The sequence below is a fragment of the Aurantimonas sp. NFXS3 genome, assembly GCF_049132005.1.
Lineage (GTDB): Bacteria > Pseudomonadota > Alphaproteobacteria > Rhizobiales > Rhizobiaceae > Aurantimonas > Aurantimonas coralicida.
This window is the reverse complement of the sequence record NZ_JAGDDZ010000005.1, coordinates 75,912-93,106: the sequence shown is the minus strand read 5'-3', so window position 1 is coordinate 93,106 and position 17,195 is coordinate 75,912. Positions and strand designations below refer to the sequence as shown.

Genomic DNA, 17,195 nt, shown 5'->3' with positions numbered 1-17,195 from the left:
ATATCAACGAGAGTGGCGCAACTCGTGATGGTTCAGTCGTCCAGGCGCTCCTGCAGCGCCATCGCGGCCTGCGGTGCGCGGACTTTTCCCTCGCGGATGAAATAGACGAAGACGTCGCGTGGCGTCTCCGCCGCGACCGTCTCGGGATCGTGCCGCGGCAGGTCGGCGGGCTGGCCGCCCGATGCCCAGTGCCTGGCGCGCTCCGCCCAGGCATCGAGCGCGTCGGCCGGATAGCCGGTCGCGATCCCGGCGTCGCCCTTCTGCAGCCGGGCATAGACGAAATCGGCGGTGACGTCGGCGATCTCGGGGTAGTTGGCGCTCTCGGCATAGACGATGGCGACGCCGGCCTCGCGGCACATCCGCACGGCCTGCGGGCAGGCAAAACTCTCGTGACGCAGTTCCACGACATTGCGCAGGGCAATGCCGCCGGCGCTGGCCGGCAGCAGTTTCAGGAAGGCGCCAAAATCGTCCGGGTCGAACTGCTTGGTGGCGGCCAGCTGCCACAGCAGCGGTCCCAGCTTGTCGCCGAGTTCGGCAATGCCGGACTCCACGAAGCGCTGGATGGATTCGCCGCCCTCGGCCAGGACCTTGCGGTTCACCGCATAGCGCGGCGCCTTCAGCGAGAAGACGAAGCCCTCGGGCGCCTCGCTCGCCCATTTGGCGAAGGTCTCCGGCTTCTGGCTGCGGTAGAAGGTGCCATTGACCTCGATCGTCCGCAGCTTCGACGCGGCATATTCAAGCTGGCGCTTTTTCGGCAGGTCGTCCGGATAGAAGCTTCCTTCCCAGGGCTCGAAGGTCCAGCCGCCGATGCCCGTGCGGATCGTGCCGCGTCCTGCCATGTCGGTCCCCTCTCAGCCGCGCTCGCTATTCGGCCGCCTCGCGCTTGATGCCCGGCCGCCGCTCCAGCAGCTCGCGCAGGAAATGGCCGGTATAGGAGCGCTCGACCTTGACCACGTCCTCGGGCGTCCCGGTGGCGACGATCTCGCCGCCGCCGTCGCCACCCTCGGGGCCGATATCGACGACCCAGTCGGCGGTCTTGATCACCTCGAGATTGTGTTCGATGACGACGATCGTGTTGCCGCGGTCCACAAGGTCGTGCAGCACTTCCAGAAGCTTGGCGACGTCGTGAAAATGCAGGCCGGTGGTCGGCTCGTCGAGGATATAGAGCGTGCGACCGGTCGCCTTGCGCGACAGCTCCTTGGCCAGCTTGACGCGCTGCGCCTCGCCGCCCGACAGGGTGGTCGCCTGCTGGCCGACCTTGATGTAGCCGAGCCCGACCTCCTTCAGCGTCGCCAGCTTGTCGCGGACAACCGGGACGGCGGCGAAGAAGTCGACGCCTTCCTCGACCGTCATGTCGAGAACGTCGGCGATCGACTTCTCCTTGAAGGTGACCTCCAGCGTCTCGCGATTGTAGCGCTTGCCGTGGCAGACGTCGCAGGTGACGTAGACGTCTGGCAGGAAGTGCATCTCGATCTTGATGACGCCGTCGCCCTGGCAGGCCTCGCAGCGGCCGCCCTTGACGTTGAAGGAGAAGCGGCCGGGCTGGTAGCCGCGGGCCTTGGCTTCGGGCAGGCCGGCGAACCAGTCGCGGATCGGCGTGAAGGCGCCGGTATAGGTCGCCGGGTTCGAGCGCGGCGTGCGGCCGATGGGCGACTGGTCGATGTCGATGACCTTGTCGAGATGCTCCAGCCCCTCGACCCGGTCGTGCTCGGCGGGAATGTCGCGACCGTTGGAGATGCGCCGCGAGGCCGCCTTGTAGAGCGTCTCGATCAGGAAGGTCGACTTGCCGCCGCCCGACACGCCGGTGACGCAGTTGAACAGGCCGAGCGGGATCTCGGCCGAGACGTTCTTGAGATTGTTGCCGCGCGCGCCGACGACCTTGAGCTGCTTGCCCTTCTGCGGCTTGCGGCGCTTCTCGGGCACCGGTACGCCGAGATCGCCCGACAGATAGCGACCGGTCAGCGAGCGCGGATTGGCCATGACCTCGCCGGGCGTGCCGGCGGCGATGATCTCGCCGCCATGGACGCCGGCGGCCGGGCCGATATCGACGACATGGTCGGCAGTGAGGATCGCGTCCTCGTCATGCTCGACGACGATCACGGTGTTGCCGATGTCGCGCAGATGCTTCAGCGTTTCCAGAAGCCGCGCATTGTCGCGTTGGTGCAGGCCGATCGAGGGCTCGTCCAGGACATAGAGAACGCCTGTCAGCCCCGAGCCGATCTGCGAGGCCAGCCGGATGCGCTGGCTCTCGCCGCCCGACAGTGTGCCCGACGCCCGCGACAGGGTCAGATAGTCGAGGCCGACATCGTTGAGGAAGCGCAGCCGCTCGCGGATCTCCTTGAGAATGCGGACAGCGATCTCGTTCTGCTTGTCGGTGAGCTTTGACGGCAGTTCCTCGAACCAGCCGGCGGCCGCGCGGATCGACTGTTCGGTGATCTCGCCGACATGACAGCCGGCAATCTTCACCGCCAGCGCCTCGGGCTTCAGCCGGTAGCCGTTGCAGGCCGGGCAGGGGGTCGCCGACATGAAGCGCTCGATCTCCTCGCGCATCCAGGCCGATTCCGTCTCCTTCCAGCGACGCGCCAGATTGGTGACGACGCCCTCGAAGACCTTGGTGGTCTTGTAGGAGCGCAAACCGTCATTGTAGCGGAACTCGATCTTCTGCTTGCCGGTGCCGTGGAGGATGGCGTTGCGCGCCTCCTCCGACAGGTCGGTCCAGCGATCGGTCTGCTTGAATCCATATTGCCGGCCGAGCGCATCGAGGGTCTGGCCGTAATAGGGCGAGGAGGATTTCGCCCAGGGCGCGATGGCGCCGCCCTTCAGCGTCAGAGCGTCGTTCGGCACGACCAGCTTGGGGTCGACGGCCTGTTGCGAGCCGATGCCGTCGCAGCGCGGGCAGGCGCCGAAGGGATTGTTGAAGGAGAACAGCCGCGGCTCGATCTCGGGGATGGTGAAGCCGGAGACCGGACAGGCGAACTTTTCCGAGAAGACGAGCTGTTTGGCATGGCCGTTCTCGTCGACGCCATCGGCGAATTCGGCGATCGCCAGACCGTCCGCCAGGCCGAGCGCGGTCTCGATGGAATCGGCCAGCCGCGCCGACAGGTCGTCACGCACGACGATGCGGTCGACGACCACGTCGATGTCGTGCTTGTACTTCTTGTCCAGCGCCGGGGCGTCGGCGATGTCGTGGAACTCACCGTCGATGCGGACGCGCTGGAAGCCCTTCTTCTGCAGCTCGGCCAGTTCCTTGCGGTACTCGCCTTTGCGGCCGCGCACGATCGGCGCCAGCAGATAGAGCCGTGTGCCTTCCTCCAGCGCCATGACCCGGTCGACCATCTGGCTGACGGTCTGGCTCTCGATCGGCAGGCCGGTGGCCGGCGAATAGGGCACGCCGACGCGCGCGAAGAGCAGGCGCAGATAATCGTAGATTTCGGTGACCGTGCCGACGGTGGAGCGCGGGTTCTTCGACGTCGTCTTCTGCTCGATGGAGATGGCCGGCGACAGACCCTCGATCTGGTCGACGTCGGGCTTCTGCATCATCTCGAGGAACTGCCGCGCATAGGCGGACAGGCTCTCGACATAGCGGCGCTGGCCCTCGGCATAGATGGTGTCGAAGGCGAGCGACGACTTTCCCGAGCCCGACAGGCCGGTCATCACGATCAGCTTGTCGCGCGGAATCTCCAGGTCGACATTCTTGAGATTGTGTTCGCGCGCGCCGCGAATGGAGATCGTCTTGAGTTCGGCCATGACGCGAAATGCAGTCCTTGCGGGTGGGAAACGGACCCTACTTAGGTGCCGGACCGGACTCTTCCAAGGCGCGGTCCGAACCGTTCTGCTTGACTCCGGTCAGATGATGTTCTTTTTTTGTTCCAGTCAAGGCCGGGCCGGCGCAATGGCGCCGCCCGAAGATCGCGGTTCAGCGGCGGCGGACAAGGCGGTGGACGACGGGGCCGGGCTGCTTTCGTCCGGCGGCGCGGTCGGATAGGGTCGCGCCGATTTTCAGATTTGGAGTTTCGTCATGGCAGGCAGTGTCAACAAGGTCATTCTGGTGGGCAATCTCGGGGCCGACCCCGAGATCCGTCGCCTGAATTCCGGCGACGCCGTCGTCAATCTGCGGATCGCGACCTCGGAATCCTGGCGCGACCGCCAGTCGGGCGAGCGTCGCGAGCGCACCGAATGGCACAACGTCGTGATCTTCAACGAGAACCTGGTGAAGGTCGCCGAGCAGTTCCTGAAGAAGGGCTCGAAGATCTATATCGAGGGTGCCCTGCAGACCCGCAGCTGGGAAGACCAGTCGGGCCAGAAGCGCTACACCACCGAGGTCGTGCTGCAGAAGTTCCGCGGCGAGCTGCAGATGCTCGATGGCCGCAACGAAGGCGGCGGCGGTGGTGGTGGTGCCGGCAGCGGCGGTGGCGGTTATGACCGCGGCGGCGGCGGCGGAGGCGGTGGCCGTATCGAGCAGGGCGGCGGTGGCGGCGGTGACCGTGGCTATGGCGGCGGCGGTGGCGGCTCGTCCCGTGACCTCGACGACGAAATCCCGTTCTGATCGCCAAGCCGATCGCAGAATGAAAGGGCATCCGGCGAAAGCCGGGTGCCCTTTCTCGTTGTCAGGATGGTTCGGACGGCATGTGGCGACGGATTGTGGAGCGCTTCACCCGGCGTGCCCTGTCGGGGGCCATGGCGCCCTGCCGGCGTCGTGTCGCGGTCAGCTCAGGGCCGTCGCGCCTTGCTGGCTGGTGCGAATGAGTTCGGCGGCGCCGTCGGCGACGAACTGCACCGCGAGGGCGGCCAGGAGAACGCCAAGCAGCCGCGAGATCACCGCGCGCCCGGTGACGCCGAGAAATCGGTCGACCCGGTGGGCGAGGGCAAGGAAGGCGAAGCTGACGGTGAGCGCCGTGAAGATCACCCCGACCAGCGCCGCCTGACCACCGAGACTGGGCAGCGAGCCCGAGAGCAGGATCACCGCCGAGATGGCGCCCGGACCAGCGATCAGCGGGATCGCCATCGGGAAGGCGGCGACATCGGCGGCGTCGGGATCGTCCACGGCCTTGTTGGCGCTGCGCTGCTTGCGCTCATTGCGCTTCTCGAACACCAGCTCGAAGGCGATCCAGAACAAGAACAGGCCGCCCGCCACCCGGAAGGCGCCGAGCGTGATGCCGAGCGTGCGCAGGATGCCGAGGCCGAAAAGGGCGAAGATCGTCAGGATCGCGAAGGCGATCAGGCAGGCGCGCAGCGCGGTCCGCTGGCGCTCCTTCTCGTTCATCTCCGGCGTCAGGGCGAGGAACAGCGGCACCAGCCCGAGCGGGTCGATGATGACGAAGAGGGTGACGAACCCCGACAGGAGAAGATCGAACATGGGTTCCGCGATCCCGTGAAGCCTTCGCCATCGGTAACAGGTGGCGCCAGCCGGTCAAAGGCCGTCGGCCGGAAAACCGCCGAATCGGCTGATTCCCGCCGCGCAGCCGGGTTTTCGGCGCCTGGCCGTCGGACGTGTGTCGCGGTTTCTTTTGGATAGCGCGTAAGCGGCTGGCAACATTGGCCTTTCGAGGCCGCGCAAATGGGCGCTGCAATTGCTCCTGCGGGCTGTTCGGGCTATAGGCAGAACACGAATTTTGAGTCAATCGGGACACAGTCTTGGCCGAAGACGACATCACGACGCCGCCGGAGCGACCCACCGGTATCGATTCCATCTCGATCATCGAGGAAATGCAGCGCAGCTATCTCGATTACGCCATGAGCGTGATCGTCAGCCGTGCGCTTCCCGATGTGCGCGACGGACTGAAGCCGGTGCACCGGCGCATCCTCTACGCGATGCACGGCATGGGCCTGACCTTCAACCGACCGTACCGCAAGTCTGCCGGTGTCGTCGGTGAGGTGATGGGTAAGTACCATCCGCACGGCGATTCCTCCATCTACGACGCCTTGGTCCGCATGGCGCAGGACTGGTCGCTGCGCGCGCCGCTCATCGAGGGGCAGGGCAATTTCGGCTCGATCGACGGCGATCCGCCGGCGGCCATGCGCTACACCGAGACGCGTCTCTACAAGGTGTCGGAGGCGCTGCTCGCCGACATCGACAAGGAAACCGTCAACTTCCAGGACAATTACGACGGTCGCGAGCAGGAGCCGGTCGTCCTGCCGGCGCGGTTCCCGAACCTCCTCGTCAACGGCTCCGGCGGCATCGCCGTCGGCATGGCGACGAACATCCCGCCGCACAATCTCGGCGAGATCGTCGATGGCTGCGTGGCGATGATCGACAATCCGGCGATCACGCTGGAAGAGCTGATGGGCTTCATTCCGGGGCCCGACTTCCCCACCGGCGCCATCGTCCTGGGCCGTGCGGGCATCCTGTCGGCCTATTCGACCGGTCGCGGCTCCATCCTGATGCGCGGCAAGGCGCATGTCGAGCCGATGCGCAACGATCGCGAGGCGATCGTCATCACCGAGGTGCCGTTCCAGGTCAACAAGTCGACGATGATCGAGAAGATGGCCGATCTGGTCCGCGAGAAGCGGATCGAGGGCATCTCCGACATTCGCGACGAGAGTGACCGCGACGGCTACCGCGTGGTCGTCGAGCTGAAGCGCGACGCGTCGTCCGACGTCATCCTCAACCAGCTCTACCGCTTCACCCCATTGCAGACGACCTTCGGCGCCAACATGGTCGCACTGAATGGCGGCCGGCCCGAGCAGATGACGCTGCCCGACATGCTGTCGGCCTTCATCTCGTTCCGCGAGGAAGTGGTCAACCGGCGCACCAAGTACCTGCTGCGCAAGGCGCGCGAGCGCGCCCATGTCCTCGTTGGCCTGGCCATCGCCGTCGCCAATATCGACGAGGTGATCAAGCTGATCCGGGCTGCGCCCGATCCGGCGACCGCCCGCGAGCAGTTGATGACCCGCGCCTGGGAAGCCAAGGACGTGGCGCCGCTGATCCGGCTGATCGACGATCCGCGCCACCGCATCACCGAAGAGGGCACCTATCGTCTGTCTGAGGCACAGGCGCGCGCCATTCTCGACCTGCGCTTGCAGCGCCTGACGGCGCTTGGCCGCGACGAGATCGGCGACGAGCTGAACAAGATCGGCGAGGAGATCCGGGAATATCTGGAGATCCTGTCGTCGCGCGTCCGCGTGCGCGAGATCATCAAGGAAGAGCTGATCGCGGTCCGCGACGAATTCGCGACGCCGCGCCGTACCGAGCTCTCCGAGGGCGCGGCGGACATGGACGACGAGGACCTGATCCCGCGCGAGGATATGGTCGTCACCGTGAGCCATGGCGGCTACATCAAGCGCGTACCGCTGGCGACCTACCGGTCGCAACGTCGCGGCGGCAAGGGCCGCGCCGGCATGTCGCTGAAGAACGACGAGGATTCGGTCACCCGGCTGTTCGTCGCCAACACCCATACGCCGGTGCTGTTCTTCTCGTCGCGCGGCATCGTCTACAAGGAGAAGGTCTGGCGGCTGCCGCTGGCCTCGCCGCAGTCGCGCGGCAAGGCGCTGATCAACATGCTGCCGCTGGAAAAGGGCGAGCGGATCACCTCGATCCTGCCGCTGCCGAGCGATCCGGACGCGGCCGCCGAGCTGAACGTCATGTTCGCCACCACCCGCGGCACGGTGCGCCGGAACAAGCTGTCCGACTTCACCCAGGTCAACCGCAACGGCAAGATCGCCATGAAGCTCGACGAGGACGGCGACGAGATCCTTGCCGTCGCGACGTGCTCGGAGGACGACGACGTTCTTCTGACCGCGGCATCGGGCCAGTGCATCCGCTTCCAGGCGACAGACGTGCGCGTCTTCGCCGGGCGTAACTCGGTCGGCGTGCGCGGCATCTCGCTGGGCGAGGGCGACCGGGTCATCTCCATGGCGATCCTGCGCCATGTCGATGCGACCCCGGCCGAGCGCGCCTCCTATCTGAAGATGCGCCGTGCCGTCGAAGGCGCGTCCGACGCCGATCTCACCGCAGAACCGACAGTCGAGGAAGAGGGCGCCGGTGACGTCGCCATCGATCAGGAGCGCTACGCCTATCTGAGCGCCGCCGAGGAGATGATCCTCACGGTCAGCGAGTTCGGCTACGGCAAGCGGTCGTCGTCCTACGAGTTCCGGGTGATCGGCCGTGGCGGCAAGGGCATCCGTGCCACCGACACGAGCCGGGCCTCCGAGATCGGCCAGCTCATGGCCGGCTTCCCGGTGGAGAGCGGCGACCAGATCCTGCTGGTTACCGATCGTGGCCAGCTCATCCGCGTGCCGGTCGAGGGCATTCGCACTGCCGGCCGCGCCACCCGCGGCGTCACCATCTTCAAGACGGCCGACGGAGAGCGCGTCGTCTCGGTCGAGCGCATTCCCGATCAGGGCGCCGACGAGGCGGGTGAAGCCGAGGCGGACACGATCGATGGAAACATCGAAGACGGTGGCATCGACGGTTCGACGCCGGATGACGCGGGGCCGGACGACGCGGCTCCCGACGGTGATGTTCCGCCGCAGGAATAGCGCCGCCACTTGGCCAACGAAAAAAGGACTGTCGCGATGGTGTCGCGGCAGTCCTTTTCGCATCGGGGCTCGGCTACAGGCCGGCCCGTTCCTCGCTTGCTCCAGAACCCGTGCTTCGACAGCCGGCTCCGTCGGCGGTCGAACCGGCTCAGCGCATGGTGCGGGTGCGATTGGCGGTCACGCGGAGGCGCTGCGCCTGGGATTCATTGTGCAGGGTGATCGCGGTCGCCGTTGCGAGGGTGACGACCATGGCGATGGACAGGGCGAAGACCAGCATCGTGTTTCTCCATTATTCGACTTGACAACGGACCGCGTTGCAATTCGTTCCAGATAGCAGCGTTTCGCTGAACGATGCCGGAAGCCGTGGTTCATCATCCGTTCATCGGCGGGCGGTCCGCGGCGTCTTACGGATGCCGCATGAGAGGGGACAGGACGACATGACACGCGCCTTCTATCCGGGGTCGTTCGACCCGATGACCAACGGCCATCTCGACATTCTACGCCAGGCGCTGGCGGTCTTCGACGCGGTGATCGTCGGCATCGGCGTGCATCCGGGCAAGACGCCGATGTTCAGCTTCGACGAGCGGGCGCGGCTGATCGCCAACTGCGTTGGCGGCACGTCGGAGGCCGAGCTGCATGTCGTCGCGTTCGACAACCTGGCTGTCGATGCGGCGGTCGAGGCCGGCGCGACGGCGATCGTGCGCGGCCTGCGCGACGGGACCGACCTGAATTACGAGATGCAGATGTCGGGCATGAACGGCGTCATGCGGCCCGAGGTGACGACCGTGTTCTTTCCCGCGTCGCCTGCGACGAGGCCCATAACCGCCACATTGGTTCGGCAGATCGCCCGCATGGGAGGGGACGTGAGTGCGTTCGTTCCTGCCAATGTCGCCGAGGCGATACGAGGAAAGACCGCCTGACGCCGAGCGCAGGCGCGAGAGCTGGAGTAAGTCCGACATGAAGATTTTCGCATCGCTGGGACTGGCCGTTTCCCTGGCCGCCACCGCCTTTGCCATGCCTGCTGGCGCCCAGTCGTCCGATCCGGACAACATGCTGGTGATCACCACCAAGAATGGCGACATCGACATCCAGCTGCGGCCCGACCTCGCCCCCAGCCATGTCGAGCGGATCAAGGAACTCGCAAAGGAAGGCTTTTATGACGGCGTCGTCTTCCACCGCGTCATCGACGGCTTCATGGCCCAGACCGGCGATCCCACGGGCACCGGCATGGGCGGCTCCGACAAGCCTGACCTGAAGGCGGAGTTCTCGGACGAGACCTTCGACCGCGGCACCGTCGGCATGGCGCGCTCGCAGGACCCGAACTCGGCCAATTCGCAGTTCTTCATCATGCTCGCCGACGGCGACTTCCTCGACGGCCAGTACACCGTGGTCGGCGACGTCGTCTCGGGCATGGAGACCGTCGACGCCATCAAGAAGGGCGATCCGGCCCAGAACGGTTCGGTCGACGAGCCCGACGCGATGGTCAAGGTCACCGTCGGCGGCGACGCCGGCTGAGGTTGACGCTCCCGCGGTTCGCCCGAGGCTTGTGCCAACAGGCGAATCCGCCCAAGTAAGGGCATGAATGGCGGTTCCGGTGATCGGAGCCGCCTGTTTTGCATGTTTGAATCGAAGGAGAACGAGATGGCCTACGACAATCCGGAAGATACGCTGGTCCTCGAGACGACCAAGGGCCAGGTGGTCATCAAGCTGCGGCCCGATCTGGCTCCGAACCATGTCGCCCGCGTCAAGGAACTGGCCCGCGAAGGCTTCTACGACGGCGTCGTCTTCCACCGCGTCATCGACGGCTTCATGGCCCAGACCGGCGACCCGACGGGCACCGGTGCCGGCGGCTCCGACAAGCCGGACCTGCGCGCCGAGTTCTCCGCCGAGCCGCACAAGCGTGGCACGGTGTCCGCGGCCCGTACCGCCAACCCGAACTCCGCCAACTCGCAGTTCTACATCTGCTTCGACCGCGCGCCGTGGCTCGACCGCCAGTACAGCGTCTGGGGCGAGGTCATCGAGGGCATGGACAACGTCGACAAGATCAAGAAGGGCGAGCCGGTCCAAGATCCGGACTCCATCACCACCATGCGCGTCGCAGCCGACCTCTAGGCCCGGCGACACGATCCGGCATGCGCGTCGACCTGTTCGATTTCGAGCTGCCGCCGGAGCGGATCGCGCTCCGGCCGGTCTCTCCGCGTGAGAGCGCGCGCCTGCTCTGCGTCGATCCGGCCGGTGGGCTGGCCGATCAGACGGTCGGCGACCTGCCGTCGCTGCTGACGCCGGGCGACGTCCTGGTCTTCAACGACACGAAGGTGATCCCGGCGCAGCTCGAAGGGCTGCGCCGGCGCCCGGGCTCGGTGGAGGGCGAGGGCGTCGCCCAGATCTCCGCCACCCTGCACATGCGCGAGGCGCCGGATCGCTGGCTGGCCTTCGTGCGGCCCGGCAAGCGGGTCAAGATCGGCGACCGCATCGCCTTCGGCCATGGCGGCAATGCCTGCCTCGCAGGCACGCTGGAAGCCACGGTGGAAACCCGCGGCGAGGGCGGCGAAGCCTCGCTGCGTTTCGACCTGTCCGGCCCGGCGCTGGACGAGGCGATTGCTGCCGTCGGGCATATTCCCTTGCCGCCCTATATCGCCTCGAAGCGTCCCGACGATTCCCAGGACCGCACCGACTACCAGACCGTCTATGCCCGCGAGGACGGCGCCGTCGCGGCGCCCACGGCGGGACTGCATTTCACTCCCGATCTGTTCGCGCGCCTTGCCGCCCGCGATATCGCCACCGAATATCTGACGCTGCATGTGGGCGCGGGCACGTTCCTGCCGGTCAAGGCCGAGGACACCGCCGACCATCGCATGCACAGCGAGATCGGCCGCGTCACCGAGGAGAGCGCCGAACGGCTGAACGCGGCGCGCCGCGAGGGCCGGCGCATCGTGTCCGTCGGAACGACGTCGCTGCGGCTCCTGGAGAGCGCGGCCGACGTCGAGGGCACGATCCGGCCCTTTTCCGACCCCACCGACATCTTCATCACGCCGGGCTACCGCTTCCGGGCCGTCGACCGGCTGATGACCAATTTCCACCTGCCGCGCTCGACCCTGTTCATGCTGGTCAGCGCATTCAGCGGGATCGACACGATGAAATCCGCCTACGCCCACGCCATCGCCAATGAGTATCGCTTCTATTCGTATGGCGACGCCTGCCTGCTCGACCGGGCCACGGCATGAGCGACACCTTCCAGTTCAAGCTGATCGCCACCGACGGCAAGGCCCGGCGCGGCGTGATCACCATGCCGCGCGGCGAGGTGCGCACGCCGGCCTTCATGCCGGTCGGCACCGCCGGCACGGTCAAGGCGATGTATCTCGACCAGGTGCGGGAGCTCGGCTCCGACATCATCCTCGGCAATGTCTACCATCTGATGCTGCGGCCCGGCGCCGAGCGCGTCGCCCGGCTGGGCGGCCTTCACGATTTCGCACTCTGGCCGCATCCGATCCTGACCGATTCGGGCGGCTTCCAGGTGATGTCGCTCGCCAGCCTGCGCGAGCTCGACGAGACGGGCGTGCGGTTCCGTTCGCATATCGACGGCTCGAAGCACGAGCTGACACCCGAACGCTCGATCGAGATCCAGGGACTTCTGGATTCCGACATCCAGATGCAGCTCGACGAATGCATCCGCCTGCCGGCGGAGCGCGCAGAGATCGAGCGCGCCATGGAAATGTCGCTGCGCTGGGCCGAGCGGTCGGCGAAGGCCTTCGGCAACCAGCCGGGCAAGGCGATGTTCGGCATCGTCCAGGGCGGTGACCTGATCGACATGCGGGTCCGTTCGGCCGAACGGCTGGCGGCGATGGATCTCAAGGGCTACGCGGTCGGCGGACTGGCGGTCGGCGAGCCACAGGACGTGATGCTGGCGACCCTCGACGAGACGCTGCCGGTGATGCCGGTGGAAAAGCCGCGCTACCTGATGGGCGTCGGCACGCCGGACGACATCCTGCAGTCGGTGGCACGGGGCATCGACATGTTCGATTGCGTTATGCCGACCCGGGCGGGTCGCCACGGTCTCGCCTATACGCGCTTCGGCAAGGTCAATCTGAAGAACGCCCGCCATGCCGACGACCCGCGGCCGCTGGACGAAGCCTCCGACTGCCCGGCCTCCCGCGATTATTCGCGCGCCTATCTGCACCACCTGGTGCGCTCCAACGAGGCGCTGGCCTCGATGCTGCTGACCTGGAACAATTTGGCCTATTACCAGTCGCTGATGGCCGGCATGCGCGCGGCGATCGAGGCGGGCGGCTTCGACGATTTCGCCGCCGCCACCAAGGCCGGCTGGACGCGCGGCGACCTGCCGCCATACGGCTGAGCCGGCACAAGCAGGCGGACGGTTGCCTGTCGGTCCGAAATCAGACGGCCAGATCGTCGCCCTTGCGGATCGTGCAGCCGGTGATCTTCATCGTGCCGTCCGGCTGGCGCTCCAGCGTATAGCTCGCCACCCAGCTTCGCCCGCGCGAATCGGTGAGGTTCACCTCCTGGCGGAAGCCGGAGCCCTCGGGCTTCAGTGCGCCGAAGACGGCGCTCTCGGACCGATAGACCGGGTCGTAGCCCTGCTTCACCATCGCCATGAAGGATTGCGGCGAGGGGAAGAGGGCCCGGACGTTCGGGGCTGCATGGGAATAGGCTTCGACGCCATTGCCGGCGCGAAAGGCGTCGAGCTGGGCGCCGATCGCGGCGCGGATGTCGTCGGCATCGCCGGCCGCGGCCGGCCCGGCAAATGCCGCTGTCCAGACCAATGCCGCCGCTGCGGCCGAAATCACCCGTCGTCGCATTTTGCACTCCTTTCGTCGGACCGAAAGGATCGGCCCGAACGCCGCAAGGGGGAAGCGGGCGCCACGCAACTTACCGTGAGGCTAGCCACTACACTGCGTCAGGCGACGCCTCAGCCGTCGTTGGCCGAGTTGAGGTCGCAGGGACGGCGGCCTTCCTCATGGGTGGCCAGTGCCGCCACGACCCGGACCGGCGCATCGGTCAGGCGCAGGTCGATCCGTAACCCGGCGGCTGCGGCGTCTTCGAGGGCACGGTTCAGCGCATCCGCGCCGGTCTGGATCCGGTCGAGAATGTGCTGATGCTCTGGGCTTTGGGGTGCGAGGGTCATCTCCAGTAATTGAGCGCAGACGCGGATCAAGACAAGGAGCGGCCCTTCCGATGCAGATGCCGGGTCACCGTCGGATCAGCCGGCGGGACCAGGGCCGGCGGGCGTCGACGCCCGCCGGAAGACCTCAACGCTGGGTCTTGAGATAATCCTTGCCCGTGCGGGTCGGGCGCCATTTGGAATCGCGGTGCTCGATGAAGCCGAGCTGCTTGAGGTCGGGAATGAGGCCCGTCGCGGGGAGATCGACCGGCTCGCGCTTGAGCTGAACGAGCAGCGCGCGGCTCTCGGGGGTCATGCGTGGCAACGCCATGGAATTCGTCCTTCTTGGGAATATGCACGGTGTCGGCCTTTGCGGCCGCCAAAGCAAGGGGGCGCCATGCCGCGGCGCGGAGCCAAGGCCGTCTTCGCAAAGGGGTTTCTCCGGCGCTGACCGGCAATGGGGGCGGGCGGGCACAGGGCAGATTGCTCATCCGCGCAGGCTTGGCTAGACAATCCTATCGCTCGGCAGCCGGATCGGATGCCGCAAGCTGCTTGGGGGAGCCGGCATTCTTCAGTCCATTTTTCATGTCGCGGCGATCTTCGGGCTGGCTGTGGCGGCCGCCATGCTCGTGCCGGCCCTGGTCGATCTCGGCGACGAGAACGACGACTGGCAGGTGTTCATCGGCTCGGCCTTCCTGATCGGGGCGTTCTGCACCCTCGTGGCGACGGCAACGCGGAGGAAAAGTCAGGCCCGGCTGAGCCAGCGATATGGCTTCCTGCTGGTCACGACGATCTGGGTCTTTGCGCCGACGGTCGCGTCGCTGCCGCTGTATTTCTCGTCGCTTGAGCTCTCCTACGCCGGCGCCTTCTTCGAGGCGATGTCGGGCCTCACCACGACAGGCGGCACGGCGATCTCCGGTCTCGACGTCCTGCCGCGCGGGCTGTTGATGTGGCGCTCGCTGATGCAGTGGATGGGCGGCATCGGCATCATCGGCATGGCGATCCTGATCCTGCCGTCGCTGGGCGCCGGCGGCCTGTCGCTGTTCCAGATGGAAAACTCCGACCGTTCCGACAAGGTCCTGCCGCGGGTCAACCAGCTCGCCGCCGGACTGCTCGGCGCTTATGTGGCGCTGACCATCGCCTGCATGGCGACCTATGTGATGCTGGGCATGGGCGCGTTCGACGCGATCAACCATGCCATGACGACCGTGGCGACCGGCGGCTTCTCCACCCACGACGCCTCGATGGGCTATTTCGAGAGCGACGCCATCCTGATCGCCGCGACGGTCTTCATGATTCTTGGGGCGCTGCCCTTCGTCATCTATATCCGTGCCTTCCTGCCGCGGCGCTTCCAGCGCTGGCGTGATCCGCAGATCCCGGTGTTTCTGGTCATCTGCGCAGTGCTCAGCCTGACGCTGGCGGCCAGCCGGCGGACGATCAACGACACGCCCTTCGGCGAGGCGCTGATCTCGTCCACCTTCAACCTGGTCTCGGTGATCACCACCACCGGCTATGCGTCGGAGGATTATACGCTTTGGTCGAACGCGGCGATCGGCATCTTCTTCACGGCGATGTTCATCGGCGGCTGCGCCGGTTCGACCTCGGGCGGCGTGAAAGCCAACCGGCTGGTGATCCTCTATCTCCTGGTGCGCGCCAGCCTGCACCGGCTGGTGCGCCCGCATGCGGTGCAGCGGCTGCGCTACGGCAACCAGGTGATCTCGACCGACGTCCTGCAGACGGTGACGATCTTCTTCTTCCTGTTCTTCGGCACGCTGCTCACCGGCACGGTGGCCCTGTCGATGTGCGGGTTGGACCTCACCACCGCCTTTACCGGGTCGCTGGCCACCGTCGCCAATGTCGGCCCGGCCTTCGGCCAGATCATCGGGCCGGCCGGCAATTTCGGCAGTCTGCCCGATCCGGCGCTGTGGATTCTCTCGATCAATATGCTGCTCGGCCGCCTCGAACTGGTGACCGTGCTGATCCTGCTGTTCCCGTCCGTCTGGGTGGACTGAGACAGGCCGAATTTTTCGCGCGCCCGTCGGGTGCGGTCACTGCGCCGGTTCGGTCGGGGCGGGGGCCGCGGCCCCCGGCTGCAATCCATCCGACGGATCGCCGCTGCCTTCGGCGAGGACGAAGGCGCCGATCGCGGCCAGGGTGACGATCACGGCCAGCCACCCGATCGCGGCGTGGTTGCGGCTGCGCTCGCGCGGGCTTTCGTCGCGATTGTCCATGTCGGCTCCCCCTTGGCGAACGATGTCGGGCCATGCGCTGCCGACGGATCCGTCGAACAGGTTGCCCCGGTTCTCGCGCAGCAACGTGCGAGCCGACGTTTCGGGTCCAATGGAAAGCGAGAACAGCGCTGGCACCGGGCGGCCCGCGCAATGGAGACAGCCGCTGCAGCACCTGATGGGATATTGCGAAACCTGTCGAGGCTACTCGCCGGCGACTTCCGCCGGCACCTCGCCATGGCGGGTCAGCACGACCGGCTCTTCCAGGACCTCGCCGGTTTCCACGTCCACGGTTTGCTCGACCGCCACGACGCCGACGACATGGCCAAGGCGCGTTCCGTCGCGGTCGGCCCGCTGGCGGGCTTCCTCGGCGGTCTTGAACTGCATCGTCTGGCCATTGCCGAGGCGGCGGCCCTGCTTGACGAATTGCTGCACGATGAAGAGCTTGCTGGCGGACATGGTCGTTCCCTCGGTGGTGATCACCTTCGACCGTACCGATTACGCCTGTTCGGCCCGGCATGCGACCGGTGCTTGGGCTGGTCGCGAAAGAACTCGGTCGATTGCCGGTTCCGAACGAGGCGAGTGACAAATTTTACCGGGAACCGGTGCTCGCAGAAGCCCTCGACCTGTATGGGCATGATCGGCGCCGCCTTGGGGCGGCGCCGACATCTCGATCCCTAACTCGCCGCACCCGCGGCTGAAGCGCGGCAATTCTTGGCGCGCAGATTTGCGTCGATCGCGTTGACCTTGCCCTTGCTCACAGCGACCTGACCTTCCTTGTCGCCGCCGAACGTACTCGAAACGGGGACCCCGAGCATAAACACTCCAACCGCATCGCCGGTAGCGGCCTGATTCTGCTGCTGTGAGATGGTCGCGAGAGCGCTTTGCTCACGGAGATGCTCTTGCAAGAGAGCCTCGCAATTCAGGTTGCCGTATGCAGCCATCGGCACGTCGACAGGTAGAATCGCATCGGGCCGCTTTGCGCAGCCTGTGACGGCGAACCCCACGCAAACAATAGATAAAACTCGCTTCACATGTATCTCCGATTCTGAACGAGGCGACACTGTGGCGGAGCTATCCGAGAGTCAATCAGGGGTTGTTACGACAGCAAAAGGCCGCCGTACTGGTGTACTGACGACCAGCAGAAACATGTTTTCGGCTCAGGAGACCGAAGGACCGGCGCGCGAAATCTGCGTCCGATGCATCAGTAATTGCGGTGCTAGAATTGTGGTGAGCGCGCAGGGACTCGAACCCTGGACCTACAGATTAAAAGTCCGTTGCTCTACCAACTGAGCTACGCGCTCCGACCCCCGGGGCGGTGGCGTCCCGGGAGCAGCGCGCGGACCATAGAAAGGCGCCCCCTCACGGTC

General features: G+C 66.2%; 17 protein-coding genes, 1 tRNA gene and 1 pseudogene. 8 read left to right on the top strand and 11 right to left on the bottom strand.

The genetic code is table 11. From position 1 onward, the window contains the following. Positions 1 to 32: 32 nt before the first annotated feature. Positions 33 to 839 carry a DUF72 domain-containing protein gene (locus J3367_RS14845; RefSeq protein ID WP_024350651.1) on the bottom strand — a complete coding sequence of 269 codons (807 nt, stop codon included), beginning with the start codon at positions 837 to 839 and terminating at the stop codon, positions 33 to 35. A gap of 58 nt (positions 840 to 897) precedes the next feature. Beyond that, positions 898 to 3,747 (bottom strand): annotated as a pseudogene (gene uvrA / locus J3367_RS14840) (excinuclease ABC subunit UvrA); the annotation flags it as partial. Positions 3,748 to 4,018: 271 nt separating this feature from the next. Here uvrA and ssb point away from each other — a divergent pair. After that, the gene (ssb, locus tag J3367_RS14835) at positions 4,019 to 4,546 is read left to right on the top strand and encodes a single-stranded DNA-binding protein (RefSeq protein ID WP_024350653.1); all 528 of its coding nucleotides are present in this window, start codon (positions 4,019 to 4,021) and stop codon (positions 4,544 to 4,546) included. 159 nt (positions 4,547 to 4,705) lie between these two features. Here the strand turns inward: ssb and J3367_RS14830 are convergent, their stop codons facing one another. After that, the gene (locus J3367_RS14830; RefSeq protein ID WP_024350654.1) at positions 4,706 to 5,356 is read right to left on the bottom strand and encodes a MarC family protein; all 651 of its coding nucleotides are present in this window, start codon (positions 5,354 to 5,356) and stop codon (positions 4,706 to 4,708) included. Positions 5,357 to 5,706: 350 nt separating this feature from the next. Between J3367_RS14830 and gyrA the strand changes: the two genes are divergently transcribed. Further along, entirely contained in the window at positions 5,707 to 8,478 is a 2,772-nt protein-coding gene (gene gyrA, locus J3367_RS14825; protein ID WP_244495422.1) for a DNA gyrase subunit A, read from the top strand. Between the two features lie 148 nt (positions 8,479 to 8,626). Here gyrA and J3367_RS14820 read toward each other — a convergent pair whose 3' ends face one another. Next, on the bottom strand, positions 8,627 to 8,755 hold the full coding sequence (locus J3367_RS14820; RefSeq protein ID WP_266102134.1) for a hypothetical protein: 129 nt from the start codon (positions 8,753 to 8,755) through the stop codon (positions 8,627 to 8,629). A gap of 160 nt (positions 8,756 to 8,915) precedes the next feature. Between J3367_RS14820 and coaD the strand changes: the two genes are divergently transcribed. The 5 genes from coaD (at position 8,916) to tgt (ending at position 12,832) form a co-directional block, all read left to right on the top strand. Then, positions 8,916 to 9,398 (top strand): pantetheine-phosphate adenylyltransferase, encoded by a 483-nt coding sequence (gene coaD, locus J3367_RS14815; protein WP_024350656.1) that lies wholly within the window; start codon positions 8,916 to 8,918, stop codon positions 9,396 to 9,398. 37 nt (positions 9,399 to 9,435) lie between these two features. Then, the gene (locus J3367_RS14810; protein WP_024350657.1) at positions 9,436 to 9,993 is read left to right on the top strand and encodes a peptidylprolyl isomerase; all 558 of its coding nucleotides are present in this window, start codon (positions 9,436 to 9,438) and stop codon (positions 9,991 to 9,993) included. 126 nt (positions 9,994 to 10,119) lie between these two features. Then, positions 10,120 to 10,590 (top strand): peptidylprolyl isomerase, encoded by a 471-nt coding sequence (locus J3367_RS14805; RefSeq protein WP_024350658.1) that lies wholly within the window; start codon positions 10,120 to 10,122, stop codon positions 10,588 to 10,590. A gap of 20 nt (positions 10,591 to 10,610) precedes the next feature. Then, positions 10,611 to 11,702 (top strand): tRNA preQ1(34) S-adenosylmethionine ribosyltransferase-isomerase QueA, encoded by a 1,092-nt coding sequence (queA, locus tag J3367_RS14800; RefSeq protein ID WP_024350659.1) that lies wholly within the window; start codon positions 10,611 to 10,613, stop codon positions 11,700 to 11,702. Beyond that, positions 11,699 to 12,832, top strand: a complete 1,134-nt coding sequence (tgt, locus tag J3367_RS14795; RefSeq protein WP_024350660.1) for a tRNA guanosine(34) transglycosylase Tgt — start codon at positions 11,699 to 11,701, stop codon at positions 12,830 to 12,832. Before queA ends, tgt begins: the two co-directional genes overlap by 4 nt. A gap of 40 nt (positions 12,833 to 12,872) precedes the next feature. On the opposite strand, the gene J3367_RS14790 is transcribed toward tgt, so the two are convergent. From J3367_RS14790 to J3367_RS14780, 3 genes are all read right to left on the bottom strand, one after another. Then, positions 12,873 to 13,295 (bottom strand): DUF4864 domain-containing protein, encoded by a 423-nt coding sequence (locus J3367_RS14790; protein WP_029703127.1) that lies wholly within the window; start codon positions 13,293 to 13,295, stop codon positions 12,873 to 12,875. 110 nt (positions 13,296 to 13,405) lie between these two features. Next, positions 13,406 to 13,621 carry a hypothetical protein gene (locus tag J3367_RS14785; protein ID WP_024350662.1) on the bottom strand — a complete coding sequence of 72 codons (216 nt, stop codon included), beginning with the start codon at positions 13,619 to 13,621 and terminating at the stop codon, positions 13,406 to 13,408. A 124-nt stretch (positions 13,622 to 13,745) separates the two neighbouring features. Then, positions 13,746 to 13,928 (bottom strand): hypothetical protein, encoded by a 183-nt coding sequence (locus J3367_RS14780; RefSeq protein WP_148233791.1) that lies wholly within the window; start codon positions 13,926 to 13,928, stop codon positions 13,746 to 13,748. A gap of 280 nt (positions 13,929 to 14,208) precedes the next feature. Here J3367_RS14780 and J3367_RS14775 point away from each other — a divergent pair, with 280 nt between their 5' ends. Then, a complete protein-coding gene (locus tag J3367_RS14775) occupies positions 14,209 to 15,609 on the top strand; it encodes a TrkH family potassium uptake protein (protein WP_024350663.1) in 1,401 nt (466 codons plus the stop codon). Positions 15,610 to 15,645: 36 nt separating this feature from the next. Here the strand turns inward: J3367_RS14775 and J3367_RS14770 are convergent, their stop codons facing one another. From J3367_RS14770 to J3367_RS14755, 4 genes are all read right to left on the bottom strand, one after another. Continuing rightward, positions 15,646 to 15,912 (bottom strand): hypothetical protein, encoded by a 267-nt coding sequence (locus J3367_RS14770; RefSeq protein WP_024350664.1) that lies wholly within the window; start codon positions 15,910 to 15,912, stop codon positions 15,646 to 15,648. Between the two features lie 117 nt (positions 15,913 to 16,029). Next, the gene (locus J3367_RS14765; protein ID WP_060576900.1) at positions 16,030 to 16,284 is read right to left on the bottom strand and encodes a hypothetical protein; all 255 of its coding nucleotides are present in this window, start codon (positions 16,282 to 16,284) and stop codon (positions 16,030 to 16,032) included. A gap of 218 nt (positions 16,285 to 16,502) precedes the next feature. Further along, a complete protein-coding gene (locus J3367_RS14760) occupies positions 16,503 to 16,859 on the bottom strand; it encodes a hypothetical protein (protein ID WP_024350666.1) in 357 nt (118 codons plus the stop codon). A gap of 194 nt (positions 16,860 to 17,053) precedes the next feature. Further along, a tRNA-Lys gene (locus J3367_RS14755) sits at positions 17,054 to 17,129 on the bottom strand. Positions 17,130 to 17,195 lie beyond the last annotated feature (66 nt).

Coding starts and splice junctions, on each gene's coding strand:
- J3367_RS14830 (WP_024350654.1), bottom strand. CDS start 5,356: ATGTTCGATCTTCTCCTGTCGGGGTTCGTCACCCTCTTCGTCATCATC.
- J3367_RS14845 (WP_024350651.1), bottom strand. CDS start 839: ATGGCAGGACGCGGCACGATCCGCACGGGCATCGGCGGCTGGACCTTC.
- gyrA (WP_244495422.1), top strand. CDS start 5,707: ATGCAGCGCAGCTATCTCGATTACGCCATGAGCGTGATCGTCAGCCGT.
- J3367_RS14780 (WP_148233791.1), bottom strand. CDS start 13,928: ATGGCGTTGCCACGCATGACCCCCGAGAGCCGCGCGCTGCTCGTTCAG.
- J3367_RS14790 (WP_029703127.1), bottom strand. CDS start 13,295: ATGCGACGACGGGTGATTTCGGCCGCAGCGGCGGCATTGGTCTGGACA.
- ssb (WP_024350653.1), top strand. CDS start 4,019: ATGGCAGGCAGTGTCAACAAGGTCATTCTGGTGGGCAATCTCGGGGCC.
- J3367_RS14810 (WP_024350657.1), top strand. CDS start 9,436: ATGAAGATTTTCGCATCGCTGGGACTGGCCGTTTCCCTGGCCGCCACC.
- J3367_RS14765 (WP_060576900.1), bottom strand. CDS start 16,284: ATGTCCGCCAGCAAGCTCTTCATCGTGCAGCAATTCGTCAAGCAGGGC.
- coaD (WP_024350656.1), top strand. CDS start 8,916: ATGACACGCGCCTTCTATCCGGGGTCGTTCGACCCGATGACCAACGGC.
- tgt (WP_024350660.1), top strand. CDS start 11,699: ATGAGCGACACCTTCCAGTTCAAGCTGATCGCCACCGACGGCAAGGCC.
- J3367_RS14820 (WP_266102134.1), bottom strand. CDS start 8,755: ATGCTGGTCTTCGCCCTGTCCATCGCCATGGTCGTCACCCTCGCAACG.
- J3367_RS14785 (WP_024350662.1), bottom strand. CDS start 13,621: ATGACCCTCGCACCCCAAAGCCCAGAGCATCAGCACATTCTCGACCGG.
- J3367_RS14805 (WP_024350658.1), top strand. CDS start 10,120: ATGGCCTACGACAATCCGGAAGATACGCTGGTCCTCGAGACGACCAAG.
- queA (WP_024350659.1), top strand. CDS start 10,611: ATGCGCGTCGACCTGTTCGATTTCGAGCTGCCGCCGGAGCGGATCGCG.